General features: G+C 46.0%; 18 protein-coding genes. 11 read left to right on the top strand and 7 right to left on the bottom strand.

Going from position 1 to position 16363, the window contains the following annotated elements; all coding sequences use genetic code 11:
- Window positions 1–201 precede the first annotated feature (201 nt).
- The 3 genes from QUB56_RS27750 (at window position 202) to QUB56_RS27740 (ending at window position 2109) form a co-directional block, all read left to right on the top strand.
- Window positions 202–825, top strand: a complete 624-nt coding sequence (locus tag QUB56_RS27750) for a class I SAM-dependent methyltransferase (RefSeq protein ID WP_332959506.1) — start codon at window positions 202–204, stop codon at window positions 823–825.
- A 214-nt stretch (window positions 826–1039) separates the two neighbouring features.
- The gene (locus QUB56_RS27745) at window positions 1040–1672 is read left to right on the top strand and encodes a Uma2 family endonuclease (RefSeq protein ID WP_332959505.1); all 633 of its coding nucleotides are present in this window, start codon (window positions 1040–1042) and stop codon (window positions 1670–1672) included.
- Between the two features lie 245 nt (window positions 1673–1917).
- A complete protein-coding gene (locus QUB56_RS27740) occupies window positions 1918–2109 on the top strand; it encodes a hypothetical protein (RefSeq protein ID WP_332959504.1) in 192 nt (63 codons plus the stop codon).
- 7 nt (window positions 2110–2116) lie between these two features.
- Here the strand turns inward: QUB56_RS27740 and QUB56_RS27735 are convergent, their stop codons facing one another.
- Window positions 2117–2941 (bottom strand): NAD-dependent epimerase/dehydratase family protein, encoded by an 825-nt coding sequence (locus tag QUB56_RS27735; RefSeq protein WP_332959503.1) that lies wholly within the window; start codon window positions 2939–2941, stop codon window positions 2117–2119.
- A gap of 112 nt (window positions 2942–3053) precedes the next feature.
- Between QUB56_RS27735 and QUB56_RS27730 the strand changes: the two genes are divergently transcribed.
- A complete protein-coding gene (locus QUB56_RS27730) occupies window positions 3054–3908 on the top strand; it encodes a DUF1232 domain-containing protein (RefSeq protein ID WP_332959502.1) in 855 nt (284 codons plus the stop codon).
- A gap of 160 nt (window positions 3909–4068) precedes the next feature.
- Here the strand turns inward: QUB56_RS27730 and QUB56_RS27725 are convergent, their stop codons facing one another.
- Window positions 4069–4383 carry a zinc ribbon domain-containing protein gene (locus tag QUB56_RS27725; protein ID WP_332959501.1) on the bottom strand — a complete coding sequence of 105 codons (315 nt, stop codon included), beginning with the start codon at window positions 4381–4383 and terminating at the stop codon, window positions 4069–4071.
- A 144-nt stretch (window positions 4384–4527) separates the two neighbouring features.
- Entirely contained in the window at window positions 4528–4680 is a 153-nt protein-coding gene (locus QUB56_RS27720) for a hypothetical protein (RefSeq protein WP_332959500.1), read from the bottom strand.
- Window positions 4681–4752: 72 nt separating this feature from the next.
- Between QUB56_RS27720 and QUB56_RS27715 the strand changes: the two genes are divergently transcribed.
- The 5 genes from QUB56_RS27715 to QUB56_RS27695 all read left to right on the top strand — a co-directional run bounded on the left by QUB56_RS27715 (window position 4753) and on the right by QUB56_RS27695 (window position 7568).
- Complete coding sequence (locus QUB56_RS27715; protein ID WP_332959499.1) at window positions 4753–5334, top strand: hypothetical protein; 582 nt, start codon at window positions 4753–4755, stop codon at window positions 5332–5334.
- A gap of 392 nt (window positions 5335–5726) precedes the next feature.
- Window positions 5727–6200: a TspO/MBR family protein gene (locus QUB56_RS27710; RefSeq protein WP_332959498.1), complete on the top strand. Its 474-nt coding sequence runs from the start codon at window positions 5727–5729 to the stop codon at window positions 6198–6200.
- 6 nt (window positions 6201–6206) lie between these two features.
- Window positions 6207–6692 (top strand): AAA family ATPase, encoded by a 486-nt coding sequence (locus tag QUB56_RS27705; RefSeq protein ID WP_332959497.1) that lies wholly within the window; start codon window positions 6207–6209, stop codon window positions 6690–6692.
- A complete protein-coding gene (locus QUB56_RS27700) occupies window positions 6673–6957 on the top strand; it encodes a tRNA(His) guanylyltransferase Thg1 family protein (protein ID WP_332959496.1) in 285 nt (94 codons plus the stop codon). The genes QUB56_RS27705 and QUB56_RS27700 overlap by 20 nt, the downstream gene beginning before the upstream one ends.
- A gap of 122 nt (window positions 6958–7079) precedes the next feature.
- Complete coding sequence (locus QUB56_RS27695) at window positions 7080–7568, top strand: hypothetical protein (RefSeq protein WP_332959515.1); 489 nt, start codon at window positions 7080–7082, stop codon at window positions 7566–7568.
- Window positions 7569–7881: 313 nt separating this feature from the next.
- Here QUB56_RS27695 and QUB56_RS27690 read toward each other — a convergent pair whose 3' ends face one another.
- From QUB56_RS27690 to hslO, 3 genes are all read right to left on the bottom strand, one after another.
- The gene (locus QUB56_RS27690) at window positions 7882–8292 is read right to left on the bottom strand and encodes an ester cyclase (RefSeq protein WP_332959495.1); all 411 of its coding nucleotides are present in this window, start codon (window positions 8290–8292) and stop codon (window positions 7882–7884) included.
- A gap of 237 nt (window positions 8293–8529) precedes the next feature.
- On the bottom strand, window positions 8530–10593 hold the full coding sequence (locus QUB56_RS27685) for a hypothetical protein (RefSeq protein ID WP_332959494.1): 2064 nt from the start codon (window positions 10591–10593) through the stop codon (window positions 8530–8532).
- A gap of 246 nt (window positions 10594–10839) precedes the next feature.
- The gene (gene hslO, locus QUB56_RS27680) at window positions 10840–11739 is read right to left on the bottom strand and encodes an Hsp33 family molecular chaperone HslO (RefSeq protein ID WP_332959493.1); all 900 of its coding nucleotides are present in this window, start codon (window positions 11737–11739) and stop codon (window positions 10840–10842) included.
- Between the two features lie 580 nt (window positions 11740–12319).
- Here hslO and QUB56_RS27675 point away from each other — a divergent pair.
- Complete coding sequence (locus QUB56_RS27675) at window positions 12320–12973, top strand: Crp/Fnr family transcriptional regulator (RefSeq protein ID WP_332959492.1); 654 nt, start codon at window positions 12320–12322, stop codon at window positions 12971–12973.
- Window positions 12974–12991: 18 nt separating this feature from the next.
- Here the strand turns inward: QUB56_RS27675 and QUB56_RS27670 are convergent, their stop codons facing one another.
- A complete protein-coding gene (locus QUB56_RS27670) occupies window positions 12992–15889 on the bottom strand; it encodes a CHAT domain-containing protein (RefSeq protein ID WP_332959491.1) in 2898 nt (965 codons plus the stop codon).
- Here QUB56_RS27670 and QUB56_RS27665 point away from each other — a divergent pair.
- On the top strand, window positions 15835–16002 hold the full coding sequence (locus QUB56_RS27665; RefSeq protein WP_332959490.1) for a hypothetical protein: 168 nt from the start codon (window positions 15835–15837) through the stop codon (window positions 16000–16002). The genes QUB56_RS27670 and QUB56_RS27665 overlap by 55 nt on opposite strands.
- Window positions 16003–16363 lie beyond the last annotated feature (361 nt).

Raw genomic sequence — 16363 nt, 5'->3', positions numbered from 1 at the left:
TGTAGGGTGGTTGAGGCGCGATACCTGTGACTAATTAGTGACAAGAGAGTGACAGGGCTTACGCAAAGACTCTATCCGTAGTGTTGCACTCCCCACATCCAATGTACAGATAGTGTAAAGTTTCAATTTTTGTGTAAATCCTCGATCGGTTTTTTTTGTAGTATATTTATTGAGAGGTCATTTAATTTACAGAGATTCAGCATGAAGCCTTCACAGCCGGAATCAGTACCATCCAGTTTCTTTGATGAAACCTTCCGCCAAAGTTCAGATCCTTGGGCATACACGTCTAACTTTTATGAAATCAGTAAATTCCGAACAACTATCAAGTGTTTGCCCAAAGTCCAATTCAAAAATGCTTTTGAAATCGGATGTGCCATCGGTGTACTCACCCAGGAACTAGCCAAAAAGTGTGACAGGCTGCTTTCAGTAGATTATTCAGAGGTAGGATTAGAGGAAGCGCGGAAACGCTGCGCCAGTTTGCCCCAGGTGCGGTTTGAGCAGATGCAGATACCCCAGCAGTTCCCAACTGAGAAGTTTGATTTAATTTTATTCTCAGAAGTGGGCTATTATTTGACAAGGCCAGACCTCCTGACCACAAAGCAAAAAATTATTGACCAGTTGCTTCCAGGAGGTTATCTCTTGATGGTTCACTTTCGGTCTCAAGTGGAAAGTTTCATCCTGAATGGTGACATAGTTCACGATACCTTTATCCAAGACTCTGCACAGTTTTTGAAACATTTGGGCGATCCGCGCAAACAAAAATTCTGGATAGATATACGACGTTATCACAAACGCTATCGGATGGATTTGTTTCAGCGGTTGTAAATGGTATAAGCAGATAAGTTTAAAGAGGGTGTATTTACAATTAGCGGTCAATCGCCCTTTTTCTCATCCGCGTTCATCAGCGTTCACCCGCGTGCATCTGCGCGAAAAAAAAGAGCGTAAAGCGAAGCTATCCCGTAGAAAATCGCCCTTTTGATAGTATCTGGGCCTGTGGTAAAATAAAACTAGAGTTTTCTCAGCTCAAGGAGATTTTGAGATGATTGCTACTACTTCAAGTTTAGCCGAACAAAGAACACTGCTAGAAAACATTAGCTGGCCAACCTTTGAAACGTTGCTCAAAGAAATAGGGAATCGCCGAGGTTATCGCATAGCTTATGATAACGGGATGTTGGAAATTATGAGTCCTTTATACGAACATGAAAATCCCAAGATTCAGTCAGACCGCTTCATTTTCATTTTAGCAGAAGAACTCGGGCTTGAAATCAAAAGTGCTGGCTCAATGACTCTCAAGGGAGAACAGGCTAAAAAGGGTATAGAACCTGACAATTGTTATTATATCCAAAGTGAACCAGCAGTCAGAGGCAGGCAAGAAATAGACTTAGAAACTGCCCCTGGGCCCGACTTGGCAATTGAAATAGATATTACCAGCAGTTCAGTTAATAAGTTGGCAATTTACTCCGCACTTCGCGTCCCAGAACTCTGGCTGTATAACGGGCGAGTTTTGAAATTTTATCAGTTGGTAGAGACTGAGTATATTGAGCGCGACTTTAGTATTGCTTTTCCCTTTGTATCAGCAGCGGAAATGGCTGGGTTTTTCACTCGCACTCAAACGATGGGGGAAATGGCTTTGCTAAAATCTTTTAGAACTTGGGTTAAGGAGAAAATATAGAAATGGTCTCACATCATGAAAAAATTACTAACTACTACAATTGTTTTTCTCTCCACTGCAATTCCTTGTTTTGCTATGACTCCCTCAGAGCTAGCAATATTTGCAACTAACTATAAATACAATGAGAAGGGTCCGGTAGCTTATTCTTATTATAACAAAGCTTGTCAAACGACTGTCTCTGTTTATTTAGTAAAAACCATGGATTTAGGGAATGCAAGAATCGGAGGAATTACCAATCAATTTATGTGCTGGGAGCCACCTACACTTATTTTGAAATGGCTCGCGGTAACTTGCAATCTATTCGAGCCTTTGTGGCAATACGTGCAGGCAGAACCACTCGCTATACAAACTGGGGCCCAGTTGCCAATCCAGAGGATGATTTAACTCCCAATCAGTTGACATCTGTGGCAAAAACGATGACAGCAAATACAAAATGATTTGTATTTAAAACTCCGTAATTTCAGGATGAACAAACTGATAACCAGCCTCCTTAATCTTTAGATTCGACACCCTAGCATTGTAAGGCCGCACGCTAGGACTTCCATCCCAAGAAACTTTAGGCAAATTGTGAGTTTCAAAAATGCGATCGAGCAATTCCCGACTGGATAGCGACACATCCCCGACTAAATTGTAAATTCCCTGCAATCGATTTTCCAAAGCAAATGTTAACCCCCCAACAACATCATCCAGATGCACCCAATTAGTAGCATCTTCCCCCGTACCGGGACGAGTGATCCCAGCCCCGCCTCCAAAGATTTTAACTAATTCTCGCCCAGGCCCATAAATTCCTCCCAAACGGAGAATGCAGACGTGAAGATTGGAACTCGATGCTGCTAATAAAACCCTTTCTGTTTCTGCGAAAATTTCACCGTTTGGATTAGCCGGCGCAATCGGCGATTCTTCATTTACGAATTCACCTTGCCGATCGCCATACACAGAATAAGTACCCGTATAAATAACCTGCTTTACTGTCGGTATCTGCTGTAAAACCGATACTAAAGTTGTCGCAGTATCTAAATAAGTTTCCCGATAAGTATGAGGATTGCGGGCACCGACGCACAGCATAACAGCATCTTGTTCTTGCAGTACAGAGGCGATCGCATCTTTGTCATTTCCTTTGAGCACGGCTACCCGCTGCGCGACACCCTCCAACTCAACTACTCGCGTCGCCGTGGTAGTTGTCACCGCCACGGTACAATCAGATTTGCCGCGTAAATGTTTGGCTGTCGCAGTACCCACATAGCCGCAGCCGACGATCGCAACTTTCATAAAAAATTCTCCATTGTGTCATGCTCTCTCAAATTATTGCCGGTTTCTGAAATCATGGCGCGCTGAGTTTTGTGGTAAAATGCAATGCGTCGTTATCAATCGGAGTAGCATCGTGTCCGAAAGAGATATTTTTGCCACATCCTCAGAAAGCGAACTTTTAGCTTTTTATGGTTCTTTGTTTGCGATCGCAGCCGCCGATGGTTCCGTTGATATTGACGAACTAGATTTGTTGTTTAAAACCATAAATTTAGACAAATTTTCTGACTCTGCAAAGGCTCAAATCCATTCCTACACAGCCAGTCCCCCATCACTGGGCGAGTGTTTGCAAACACTCAGCAAGTCAGAAGAACCGCTGCGTTTGGGAGTCATGTATTTTTTAATTAACATTGCTGGGGCAAATAAGACGCTGCATCCCGCAGAAAGCGAGGCTATCCAATCCGCAAAAAAACTGCTGGCGGTTTCCGACTTGCAAATCCAAGCCATGCAGGAATTCATCGCAGACATAAAACAAATACGGGAGGCCGCCCCTAATAAAAATCAGGCATCAGCATCCTTCAATTCGGCTGTTTCCCAGCTTAAAACTAAGGGCATTCCTCTCGATTTGATCGACCGAAAAGGAACCACAACAAACCTCAGCAACCCCAAAATTAACTATTCAGATGAAAGTTTTTGGACTAAACTTAAAAAATTTGCTTTAACCGCCGGAAGAGAAGTAGTTGAAAAAGCTTTGATTCTCTATTATACGGCTCAGAACCCAAACGTGCCTGCTTGGGCAAAAGGAGTTGTAGTTGGAGCTTTGACCTATTTTATATCTCCTGTGGATGCCATTCCCGATATATTAGTCGGCATGGGATTTACAGACGATTTGGGAGTATTGCTGGCGGCAATAGCTACTGTTTCAGTATACATTAATGCTGATACTAAAGAAGAAGCAAAACAAAAAATGAAAGATTGGTTTGGCTCATAATATTATGTCCGGTGGATCGTTTTGTTTCCGTCTGCATCGGCATAATATAATCTGAATAATATAGCAGTTGTCAATCGGATAAAATACAGGACACGGCAGTGCCGTGTCCCTACCCAATATCTGTAATTCACTCAACTGAAAACTTGATTATTGTGGGTTCTCAGCCTTTAATCGGCTTGCCATCTCGATTGACAATACGGCTTTCACCATCCTTAGCCGTGACATTTTCATAAACCCCTTCATCCCGCTTCACGTACTTGCTGAAACCCGAATTTTTATAATCGGTGTCGGATGTCGGCTTCATCAACCTCGGAGCGCTCAGCAGCCGGCGTACCGGAGCATCTGCGGGAGTCTCCCCGGGTTCGCACTTAGCCAACTCGCACAGTTGACCCCAAGTCGAAACTTCCAGGTTCATGCTGTGCGAAACTTCTAACTGCTGGTTGTTTTTGGGACAAAAATAATCGTATACAGGCATACTAAGAATCTCGTTTGCAACTACTAAAATTACTAATTGCACGGTTATTGAGAATATTATAGCTCAACCTTACTAAAAATTCAAGCCCAACAATCAAACTTTATTATTTTTAACGGTTGTTGAAACCTTAAATCAGCTATATTATTAACCCAGTGTGCTTGCTCCCGGATGCGATCGAGACAAAGCCCAAAAGTACCCTACTCTGACATCCTCTGACTCGATCGCACGATCGCACGATCGACGGCTAGCAAATGCCCGCAAGACTTCCGTGAATGCCGTCAAAGGATCGATAGTCATTTTCAGACTGTACGCAAATCACAGATTCTAAGTTTCAATTTTATTTATTTACTCACCAGCGAGGATTTACCGATGAGCGATTTCAAAGTTACGCCAGAAGTAGAGCTGAACACAGCTCAAATGTTGGAGCGATACCAACTGCAAGATGAGACAAATCTGCGGCGTTGGGCAAAACTGCACGGCATCAACAGCACTCGCGGTTTCTTCTATCCGAGTGAAGTAGATTTGATGGATCACGCTCACCACCATCTTTACAATTTGGGAATGAGCATTGCTGACTACCAAAGTCTTTTAGACCGGCGCCGCACCCATTCCCAGACACCAGGCGACCAAAATAAAACAGTAGCAAGTCAAGTTGCTGACGAAGCATACGATGCCATAGAAACGCTGACCGATCAGTATGCTGAAGCTATAGATTTAATGGGAGAACGTATCGCAGACCATTTCATAGATGAACTCGATTTATCTGTGATGCGACACCTTTCTCAAAAAGTGAAAGACCGCCGCACTCTCAACGGTCAAGCTAAAAAGCCTAACCGTTTTCTCCAAGTGATTAAAGCTGTGTTGCAACCCAGCAGCGAAAATACGCTTCTGGTTCCCAAAAAAGACAATGACTCTAGTTTAGAATTAGAACAGCATCATCGGCTCGGCTAGTTGCCGATTTTTTTGAAAGACTAAGAGACTTTTTGTAAAATTTACTGGTCAAATTTACTGAAAAGCCCACCCGAACCCTCCCCTTGTGAAGGGGAGGGAGCAAGAGTCAATCGATTTTAGATTTTAGATTTTAGATTTTAGATTGAAGCATTGACCCCACGCATGAATCCGGGGGCTTGTATCCTGGATGCTTTCGTTCACATTTTTTATATTACGATCGGGAATTGAAGAGAATAAATAGAGGTTTCCCAGAAGTCTAAATTACTTTTCAACTGATGTTGGGTTTCGAGCCTGGACCAAACCTAATATAACTCGCGACAGATGGCGCGATCGCCAAAATTAGAGATAATATTTGCTGAATTGAACCTGTCAACCTCGCCCAAGGTAAAAAAATGATTAAATCCTGGATGGTAATTGGAGGCGTCGCCTTGATAGTAGCACTAGGAGCTAACATAATCGCGCCCAGCGACATTCAATGGTTCAACCGCTTGCAGCGTCCGAGATGGCTAGTATTTGAAAGAGCAATTCCCCTAATTTGGACAGTAATTTTTATTTGTGCAGCTTGGTCAGCAGTGATTGTGTGGGAAAAAGAACCAGGAACTCAGGAGACTTGGCTGAGAATGGGTTTGTACCTGCTTTTAGAAATAGTAACTATGTCTTACACGTCGGTTATGTGCAAACTTAGGAGCCTAAAAGTCGGCACAATAATCGGCGGAACGGGTGCTATTTTAAGCGTAATCCTAGCTTTAAGCGTGTTGCAAGTTTCGGAGCCTGCCACCCTGTTATTGCTGCCTTACATACTTTGGAGTCCGATCGGAACTTACACCACTTGGGTAATGATGCACTTGAATCCGGCGGATGTTTAGCCTGTCATGGAATTAGTCATTTTAATGGGATTGCAAGCATCGGGAAAAAGCACATTTTTTCGGAAATATTTAGCTGCCACGCACGTTTTGGTCAGCAAAGATTTAATGCGAAACAATAAAAATAAATCGCGCCGACAAATTCAGTTAACTGAAAATGCACTGCAAGCAGGTGATTCAGTCGCTGTTGACAATACCAATCCCGAAGTTCTCGATCGCAAGCCGCTGATTGATATCGGTCGCACTTATAATGCCCAAATCATCGGTTACTACTTTGAATCCACAGTCAGCGACTGTTTAGCTCGAAATCAAAAGCGATCGGGCAAATTTCAAGTTCCAGACATAGCAATTTATGCTACTATAAAAAAAATGGTATTGCCTAGTTACGGCGAAGGGTTTGCACGGCTGTTTTGGGTCCGCATAGCAGAAAACTTTACCTTTGAAGTAAAAACCTGGCCCGCAGAGGAAGTTATTCATGGACAATCAGACATTTGAAAAAAAAATGCGGGAGCTTGAATATTTTCACAGCCTGCGTTTATTGCCGGGAACTCACACAGTAATTCGCGCCGACGGGATCAGTTTTTCCAAATTTACTTCCTCAAGTTTTGATAAGCCTTTCGACTTAAAATTCCACGAATTAATGGTGGAAACTGCCAAAGCGATCCTGTCAGAACTAGACGGCATTTACGCTTATACCGAAAGTGACGAAATCTCAGTTTTGTTTCCTCCTGATTGGGATTTATTTGACAAAGAATTTTAAAGGTGGTACAAGCCCCCGGATTTATCCGTGGAATCAATCCCTTTTCGAAAATCTAAAATCCTCAAGCCCCCGCATTTATCCGTGGGGCCAATCTAAAATCTAAAATCTAAAATCTAAAATCGATTGACCGCAGCTTAGAAAAAATTGTCTCTATTTCTGCCAGTATTGCAAGTGCAACTTTCACTCGCGCCGCCCAAACTGCTGTCAATTTTGACAGCCGCATTTGTTCCGCAGCCAACAAATCGCAAGTAGTAGATTATTTTCTGTGGCGCCAAGCAGATGCAGCGCGCTGCGCTTTGAATGGCTGGAGTTATTGGATGCTGCGAAAAAATGGCGAAACGGGTGAAAATGCAGCAGTTATATTAGATAAACAATCGGTGGCTTTCAAAAACGAATTGCTGTTTCAAAACGGAATTAATTTTAACGAACTGCCGGCTTGGCAGCGCCGGGGAACGGGATTGTATTGGGAAAAATACGATAAACTAGGTTATAACCCGATCGAAGGCAAAGAAGTTGTGGCAGTGCGGCGGCGACTCAAAGTCGATGAAGAGCTGCCCGTGAAAGAGGAATACAAAGAATTTATTTACCAATTTTTAAATGTTGGCGATTAACTATTAAGGATATCTTGTCAAATCCGGTGGCAATTGATGAATTCTTAGTCGGTTTTAACCGAATGCAAGCTGTGATATCAAATCCGTTAACATCGGAATTATTATCTCTCTCTTCTCTTTCTCTGTGTCCTCTGTGCCCTCTGTGGTTTAATCATTCCGATACAACGGGAATTGATATGAGACGGGGGTTTAAACTCCCCGCCCCATGTTGAGCAAGCAAGTTAGCCTATTTTCGGTAGTATCTAGCTGCAACGCAGGTTTTCGTCAGCAAAGACTTGATGCGAAATAATTGTACAGTTGCACAACTGGAAGCTTATGATATCGGTAACCCAAGCTGCATGAACCAAGTGTGCTTGTCTATGTAACCGCGTTGAAAATGGATTTTGCCCTCAACAACATGAAAGAAGCCACAGCCTTGCAGGGTAAAACTTTTGCCAGTTGGTAGGTTGCCACCAAACTCACCTAGAAATGTGCCGCCGCCACTCCACTCGACGATCGCCCACTCGCCATCCTCAAACAAATTCTCAACGTGCGTGTAATTGTCTGGAAAAGCTTGGAAGAAGGCAACAAAACTCTCAAGCAATGCCTCACGCCCGTTTAGAGGATCGCCAAAGGCAACTTGATGGTTCTCTGCATCGTCGTGGTAAAGCTCGATCAGGGCGTGAGGGTCACGAGCGTTATAAGCAGAAACCCAGTCTTGGAGCACTTGCTTGGGCGTTTTCATTTTGGGTTCCCTTCTACAGATAAGTAAAGATATTAGCGGGGCTTAGACCAAAACAGAGGCGAAAATTGCTTCAAACCTAGATAGAAAGAGACTTTTGGCTCTAATGGGCATAAATCTAGTATTTACAAGGGTTTCAGGCATTTTTAGGTCATCGACGTCTTTCCCTTGCAAGGGAGAGGTTTTTGGCCGCTTTAAAACGTCTAAGTCCCATTAGTTAGCAGCTTCTCACCCTCAAATTTACCGACTTGGAGACCTGCGAGGTGGCTCTGTTTCGGGGGGCTCGGGAGGGGGAACTTCAGCATCGGGAGGGTTCAGCGACTCCTCCCAAACTTTGATTTGCGATCGAGCTTGCTCAAAAGCCCGAGTGCCCGAGGGAATTTTCTTCAAAGTCGCGATCGCCCCTGCCAGATCCGACGACGACTGTTCCACACCAAGCGCCAAAATCCGCTGGCTCCACTCATCAATCGCCTCAGTCGCCTGCCACCGGAGCGAACTCGACTCGGGTACCTGAAGAGCCAGCACAATCGCCCTTTGCAGAGCGTCCGCAGTCCCCGCTCGGGCGGTCTGACGGGCGCTCTCCAAACCTTGCTCGCCCTCAAATTGAGCCTCCCAAGTCCGAATGTTCGATTGAGCTTCCTCATAAAGCGCCCGTCCCGATCGAATCCGGCGGGCCATCTCTATTGCCCCCGCCAAATTGCCGCCCGCGGCTAACTGCTGAGCTCTATCCAACAACGGCTGGTCAACAAGCCGCTGTCTCCTCTCGATCCAAGCTTGAATTTTGGTTTGAGCTTCCCCGTAAAGCGCCCTACCTCTAGAGATCCGAGAAGCTTGAGCAACGGCGGCCTCCAGAGAATTCGGATCGCCCGTACTTGCTAAATCGTTCGCCCTTTGCAGAAACGGACTGTCTTCCAGCAGCTCGATTTGACGGCTCAAGCTGCTAATTTGACGGAGAGCTTCCTGGGAGCGGGGATTTGATTCCGGGACTGTTTGCAATTGCGCGATCGCAGCCCTCAAATCCTTTACCCCTCCCGGCGCCGCCAGCCTGCTTGCCATATCCAAAACTTTGACATCAGCTATTTCTTGCTGCCAGCGGCCGACTAAATCTTGAGCTTGTTTGTACAAAGGGCGGCCCGACTTCAAATTTTCAGCAATCTCGATGGCCTTGGAGAAACCCTCAACAGAGCCAGTCAAAGCCTGAGAAGTAGCATTCGCCAACTGGTTAAAATCCTCAACTTCTTCCTTTAAATTTGCAGTGTCGGGAATCTTGTTAGCGATCGCGATCGCCTGCTGCCAATCCCCTGCCTGCAAGCGTTTTTGGGCGATCTCCATAATTTTCTTGCTAAATTCCGCGATCGCCTTATTGGAAGCTTGATACAAATAACTGTTTTGACCAATTCCCTGAGCCAGCTTAATCCCCAGCACCAGATTGTCTAGACCTCCCTCTGCTGCTTTATTCCGGGCTTTTACCAACTTATTGCCCTCAGCCCGAGTCGTCTGAATTAGCTTAGTCAATTCCTCGTACTTAGCCGATTCCCAGAAAGTATTTCCCAAATCCAAAAGCAGAGTAGCTTGGCGGAAAGCCAGGGTCCACTCTTCCTGACGCAAGTGGTCTTCGGCCGTGCGGTAAATTTTCTCTGCATCGCTCCATATCGACTGCCACTTTTCAATCTGCTTTTCCACCGTCGGGTAAGCGGGAACGTTTCTAGGAACCTTGCGAGCTATCGCCATCGCCTCCTCCAGCTTTCCTTCTTGAAAACTAACATTTCCGAGCCTGAGAAGATCCTCTGACCACCGATCGATTTGAGTGTTAATTCTCGGTCGCAGCGGATGGTCTTGTGGCAAAGCATTCACTAATTCGATCGCCAACAGCAAATCATCCGCCGTCCGCTTGCTTGCTGCTTGTTGAGCACAAAAAAAGCGATCGTTAGCAGAAGCCGTCGGCCAAAACATCTTTGAGCAATTCGACTGCGTGGTCAGGTTGAGCAAAGAGGCAATTGCCACAAACCCCATACCCACCGACAGCATCAAACTCACAGCCAGCCAAAACTGCCACTTCGCAGGCCAGGTTCGCCACAACTGATTGTGTTCCTCCGGCGGCTGCGAGTTTTCCTCAGACAAATTCGGCGGTAGTTCCAGATGCCCTCCCGGCTGTTTTCCCGAAGTAACCAACTCACGGAGCTCTTTAAGTCGTTGGGCCCGGTTTTTCCTTGCTGGTAACTTCACCAGCGACGAAGTATCCTTTGTTGACTCCAAGGATTCTGATGCAGACCAACGGCCTGGTGTTTTGCGCTCTTGACTCATATCCTCACCACACACAACAATCAGCCTGTCTTAATTATTTCAAAACAGCGATCGCTGCTATTGACTGCTTTATAGAATGTATTCATCACTTTTAAATATTCCTGCAGGCGAAAGACTACAAGAGGATCTCGCCAAATCGCAAAAATTAAAATTTTGTGATTAGGTAATTGATAATGGGTAATTGGCAATTGGTCAAGGCCTCAATCCCCAACTCGCACTCATGATTGCCAATTACCAATTATTGTCTCAAGAACCGGAGTTCGATCGCAAATCGCCGATCAGTTCCGCAAGCTGATCGCTGCTAGCTTGGTAAACCTCGTTGCAGAAATGGCACGTAGCCTCAGCCCCCCCATCTTTTTCTATCATGTCTTGGAGTTCCGCTTCGCCCAACAGTTTCAAAGCTCCCAAAACTCGATCGAACGAACAGCCACAGTGAAAGCGCACCATCTGAGTTTCCGGGAAAATTTCCAGGCCCATATCTCCCAATAACTGTTCGAGAATCTCGTGCAGCGTTTTGCCCGAGCGCAGCAGCGGCGTAAAGCCCGACAGTGCAGCCACTCTAGATTCTAAAGTTTGCACGAGTTTTTCGTCCGTTGCCGCCTTCGGCAGAACCTGCAACAGCACACCCCCAGACGCTTGTACCCCGGCCGCCCCCACAAACACCCCCAAAACCAGAGCCGAAGGCGTCTGCTCCGAGGTTGCCAAATAGTGACTCAGATCGTCGCCAATTTCGCCGGAAACCAATTCTACCGTACTTGAGTAAGGGAAGCCGTATCCAACGTCCCGCACCACGTACAAATAACCGTCACCTATTGCTCCGCCGACATCGAGTTTGCCTTTAGCATTGGGCGGCAGTTCCACTTCGGGATTGTCCACATAACCTCGAACCGTTCCATCGAGTCCCGCATCAATCAGAAGTCCGCCCAGCGGCCCATCTCCTTTGATGCGAATGTTGACTCTCGATTCTGGCCGTTTCATGCTGGAGGCGAGTAACAGCCCTGCCGACATCGTGCGGCCGAGGGCGGCTGTAGCCACGTAGGAGAGCTTGTGCCGCCGTCTTGCTTCTTCGGTGAGGCGGGTGGAAATGACGCCTACAGCGCGAATTCCGCCCTCTGCGGCTGTAGCGCGAATTAATTGATCGGCCATGAAAAACCTTACTTTGTCTTTTGATACCTTCTTGAACTATTTTAGAAGTTCTTGAAGGTTGTGGCAGCAGATAGCAGTAGTTGACTCGGCGGGCCCTTGGATGCGATCGAACTTCCTTCCTCGCCTCTGTTTTCTATAAAACCTTGAGCGACCAACTATTTATTAACAAATATTCTGATTCATTCTTCCACTTAAATATTTATTTAAGATGCCCGGAATAACGAGTACATTTATTTTTTACAAGCCACCGTGTTCTCAGTCATTTTATAACAACTAACAAATAACCACTAATAACTAATAACTATAGTCCTGAACGCACTCCGAAGAAATAAACCGGGTTTTTTAACCGAGTTAGAGACTTTTAAGCCCGTGTCTTTAATCTAAAAAACCCGGTTGATGGCTACCGGTGCATAAGTCCTAAACTAATGACTAATGACTAATGACTAATGACTAATGACTAACAACTAATGACTAAAGCTTATCTTGTCGGTAACCAGACGATTACCAAACCTTTACCTTTGTCGTTTAGAGTGAGAGGCGTAGGCCTCAGACAAATGTTTTTTAGCTGGAAATAAGGGATATGCCACCAACATCCAAAGCACTTTTAGCGGAAATCCAGCATAACACAGGAGCGACTCGAAACTTGCATTTTTATGCCAAGGGCGAAAGCATTCCTATGATGTCGCAAGGCCTGTGGCGAGTCTGTCAAGGTTTAGCACAACTGAGTACGCTTTATCCAAACGGGGAAGAAGGACTTTTGGGTTGGGTTGGGCCTTCGATGTGCTTCGGTTTGTGGTTGACAAGCTTGCAGACTTACCAAGCTACGGCGACATCGGATGTTTATTTGATGTGGTATTCTATGGTGGAAATCGAAGCTTCTCCTCAATTGTCTCACGAGTTGCTGCCTCAAATGGTACGGCGGCTGCGGCAAATGGAAGCAATTTTAGCGATCGCCGGACAGCGGCGAGTAGATGACCGTTTGTATCAGCTACTGCTATTATTGCAACAGGACTTCGGTCAGCCTGTGGTTGAGGGAACTCGTTTGAATATCCGCTTGACGCATCAAGATATTGCTAATGCGATTTGCACGACGCGGGTAACAGTAACGCGAATGCTGGGAAAATTGCAGCAGCAAGGGTTAATCAGTCGAGATGGCTCTCGGCATTTAATACTTAACAAAGATGTTTTTGCCTCCGCGTCTGATTTGTTTGGCTGCAACCCTCAAGCAGTGTAGCAAGGGCAGAAAAAAATCTTATTCTGCTTCGCCAATCAGCGTAAACGCCCCCCAATCTTGAGGATTTGGGTGCATCTTCATTGTCATCAGCATTGCTTGCCGCAAAGCTTGAGCTTTATTCGGGTTTTGCTGTAACTGGCGATAGAATTCTGCCATTAATTCCCCTGTCGCAGCATCGGGCACTAACCACAGAGAAACGATAATACTAGAAACTCCAGCACTAATTAAAGCACGAGATAACCCAACCACGCCATCGCCTGTGAGTTTTCCTCTGCCAGTATTGCAAGCACTTAATACCACTAATTCAGCATTTAATTTTAAATCCAAGATTTCGCTCGAAGTCAGCAACCCGTCATCATTTCCTGATGGACTCAGGGCGATCGCTCCCGGTAAATCTCTGCTCTTCACTTCATTGAGTAATCCGTGAGTTGCCAGATGAATAATCCGGGCTTTTAGCATCTGTTTAACAATCGATGCTTTAGTCGCTTGAGAGCCTGTAATTGCTTGAGTTTTCAGAAGTTGGGCAATTGTAATTGCTTCCTGTCCGCTGCCCGGTAAGGGAGCTAATTGGCGCGGCGGGGTGCCTATTTTTGGCATAATTGGATTGCCGACGACGAGGTTATTTTGGAGAGAAAGTTGTCGGTTTTTTTGCCGTGATTGGCGGGTGAACTGCAAAATTTGAATGGCGGGAGCAGTGAGGATGGTATGTTTTTCAATCAAATATTGACCAGTCGGATCTTGTAAGGCGACAAAGGGAACTAAAAACAGGGATTGATGGGGAATGAAAATGATAGGAGCATTCGGATCAGTAGGTAAAAGATCGGCAATAGGTTGAATGAGTAGTTGATAAGTGTGCTGTAATTTGGGGTAGATTATCCGAGAATTAGCAGTCGTAGAAGTAGGAGGATTAGCTGTTTGTTTATTGACAGTATCCCCCCATACACCCAGAGCATCGCGAGTGCCGCGAATCATCTCAGCTAAGGCTGTATCTTGCTCGTTTAATCCTCTCCTCCCGGTAGCAGCAGATACTCTTGTCTCTTCGCTGGCGGAGGGTAGGTTGATGTCGAGAGATTTGAGGTCAACGGAGCGAAAGGTAATTTCACCAGTCGGCTTGATGACCCATATATAGAGGGCTTCATTCCTAATAATGGAATACTCGACGAGGGTAGCGTTTTGCTCTTTAGCGATTTGTTGAATTTGCTGGATATTGGGGGGGTTGATAGTAATTGGGACAGATGCAGATGGGGCAAGGCGAGATGCCAGTAACTCCACAAAAGCTCGGCCTCTACCCCGTTCGGCAATTTCTAAAGCGTCATTAGTTTTTTTCTGAGCAGTGAAGACTTCTTGTAAAGTGAGGTAGGGGTTAGTTTGAGTTTCAAAGATTGACACTTTATTGGCATCGCCTAATCCAGCACGGAGAGATTCCGAAACTTTAATACTATCAAGTAGGGTTTTCTCTGCTGCTGGGAGATTGCCAGATTGGGAGAGAGCGAATCCTAGATTGTTGAGAGCCGTCTCCTCGCTTTGGCGGTCTTTAATTTCTCGGGCGATCGCCAACCACTGCTGAGCGTAGTCGATCGCTTTGGCTCCGTCGCCGAGGGAAAGGTAAGCATTTCCCAGACTTCCGAGAGCTTTCCCCTCGCTTTCGCGGTCTTTAATTTCTCGCGCGATCGCCAACGACTGCTGAACGTACTCGATCGCTTTGGGGTAGTCCCCGAGGGAAAAGTAAGCAATTCCCAGATTTCCCAGAGCAGCCCCCTCGCTTTGGCGGTCTTTAATTTCTCGAGCGATCGCCAACTGCTGCTGAGCGTACTCGATGACTTTGGCGTAGTCCCCGAGGGAAAAGTAAGCAAGTCCCAGATTTCCCAGAGCTCCCCCCTCGCTTTGGCGGCCTTTAATTTCTCGGGCGATCGCCAACCACTGCTGAGAGTACTCGATGGCTTTGGCTCCGTCGCCGAGGTTGCGGTAAGCATTTCCCAGATTTCCCAGAGCCACTCCCTCGCTGTAGCGGTCTTTAATTTCTCGGGCGATCGCCAACTGCTGCTGAGCGTACTCGATCGCTTTGGCGTAGTCACCGAGGTTGCGGTAAGCATTTCCCAGATTTCCCAGAGCTGTCCCCTCGCTTTCGCGGTCTTTAATTTCTCGGGCGATCGCCAACGACTGCTGAGCGTACTCGATGGCTTTGGCGTAGTCGCCGAGGGAATCGTAAGCAATTCCCAGACTTCCCAGAGCCCACCCCTGGCTTTCGCGGTCTTTAATTTCTCGGGCGATCGCCAACGACTGCTGTTGGTACTCGATCGCTTTGGCGTAGTCGCCGAGGGAATGGTAAGCAATTCCCAGACTTCCCAGAGCCCACCCTTCGCCTTGGCGGTCTTTAATTTCTAGATAAATTATTAGTGCCTGTTGCCAAGACTGCAATGCAACTTGAAATTGACTAATATCATACTGCTGAATCCCTTCCTTTAACAGTCGGTCTGCTTCGGCTTGCTGAGCTTGGGTTTGAGCCAAGGCCTGAGAATTGATGATTTTAAATTGAGGATTAGGGATCAACCGAAACTCGCCTACAGTCAGCGCCGCTAAGATTGAGATCAGTGCCGACAATCCCATGTTTTGCAGTTTCATAACTTTTGACAGGCCTCTGGTTTGAGCATCCGCTTGACACATCAAGATATTGCTAATGCGATTTGCACGACGCGGTTCAGTTGACTGTTGACTGTTGACTGTTGACTGTTGACTGTTGACCGCAAGATAGCGACCTCTAACTGGAAGGAAGAGGATTGGAGTAATGAATAGTCTTCTTTTAATTTCTCCCGATCGGGCTTTGGGCTTTAAACCAATTCTTTCTGGTAACTGTAACGCGAATGCTGGGAAAATTGCAGCAGCAAGGGTTAATCGTTCGAGATGCCCTTTCGGCATTTAATTCTTACCAAAGGTGTTTTTGCCTCCGCCTCCGATTTGTTTGGCTGCAACCCTCCAGCAGTATAGCAAGCGACAGCCATTTTCATATACATAATGCTGTCTCATATTAAAGCCCAAATCGAATTGCATCAAAATTGTCTGTCTAGATTTTCCTCCCCCTATCTACAGCCATACATTTGTAGCCGGAAAAGATATCATTAAGCGGTGCATCTATTTAGGGAAAAACTCAATGGCTAACTCAACTCCAGAAACACCAAAACCCGACAAAAAAGAATTAACTGACATCACAGCTAAACCTCAAGAACAACAAGAAGAACCGCCAAATAAGGGTGACGGGCGGAAATAGTCGATCGTTAGTTTTTATCAGCTATTACTCGTTATTACTCGTTACCAGGCTCTGCCTGGTAACGCAGATCCGGAGGCTGGGCCTCCAATTTGCCCCAGCCAGAATCGAGGCTCTTCCTCTGGGGA

The organism is Microcoleus sp. AR_TQ3_B6 (assembly GCF_036702785.1).
Classification (GTDB): domain Bacteria; phylum Cyanobacteriota; class Cyanobacteriia; order Cyanobacteriales; family Microcoleaceae; genus Microcoleus.
The sequence above is the reverse complement of the archived record's forward strand: the minus strand, read 5'-3'. Positions and strand labels throughout refer to the sequence as shown.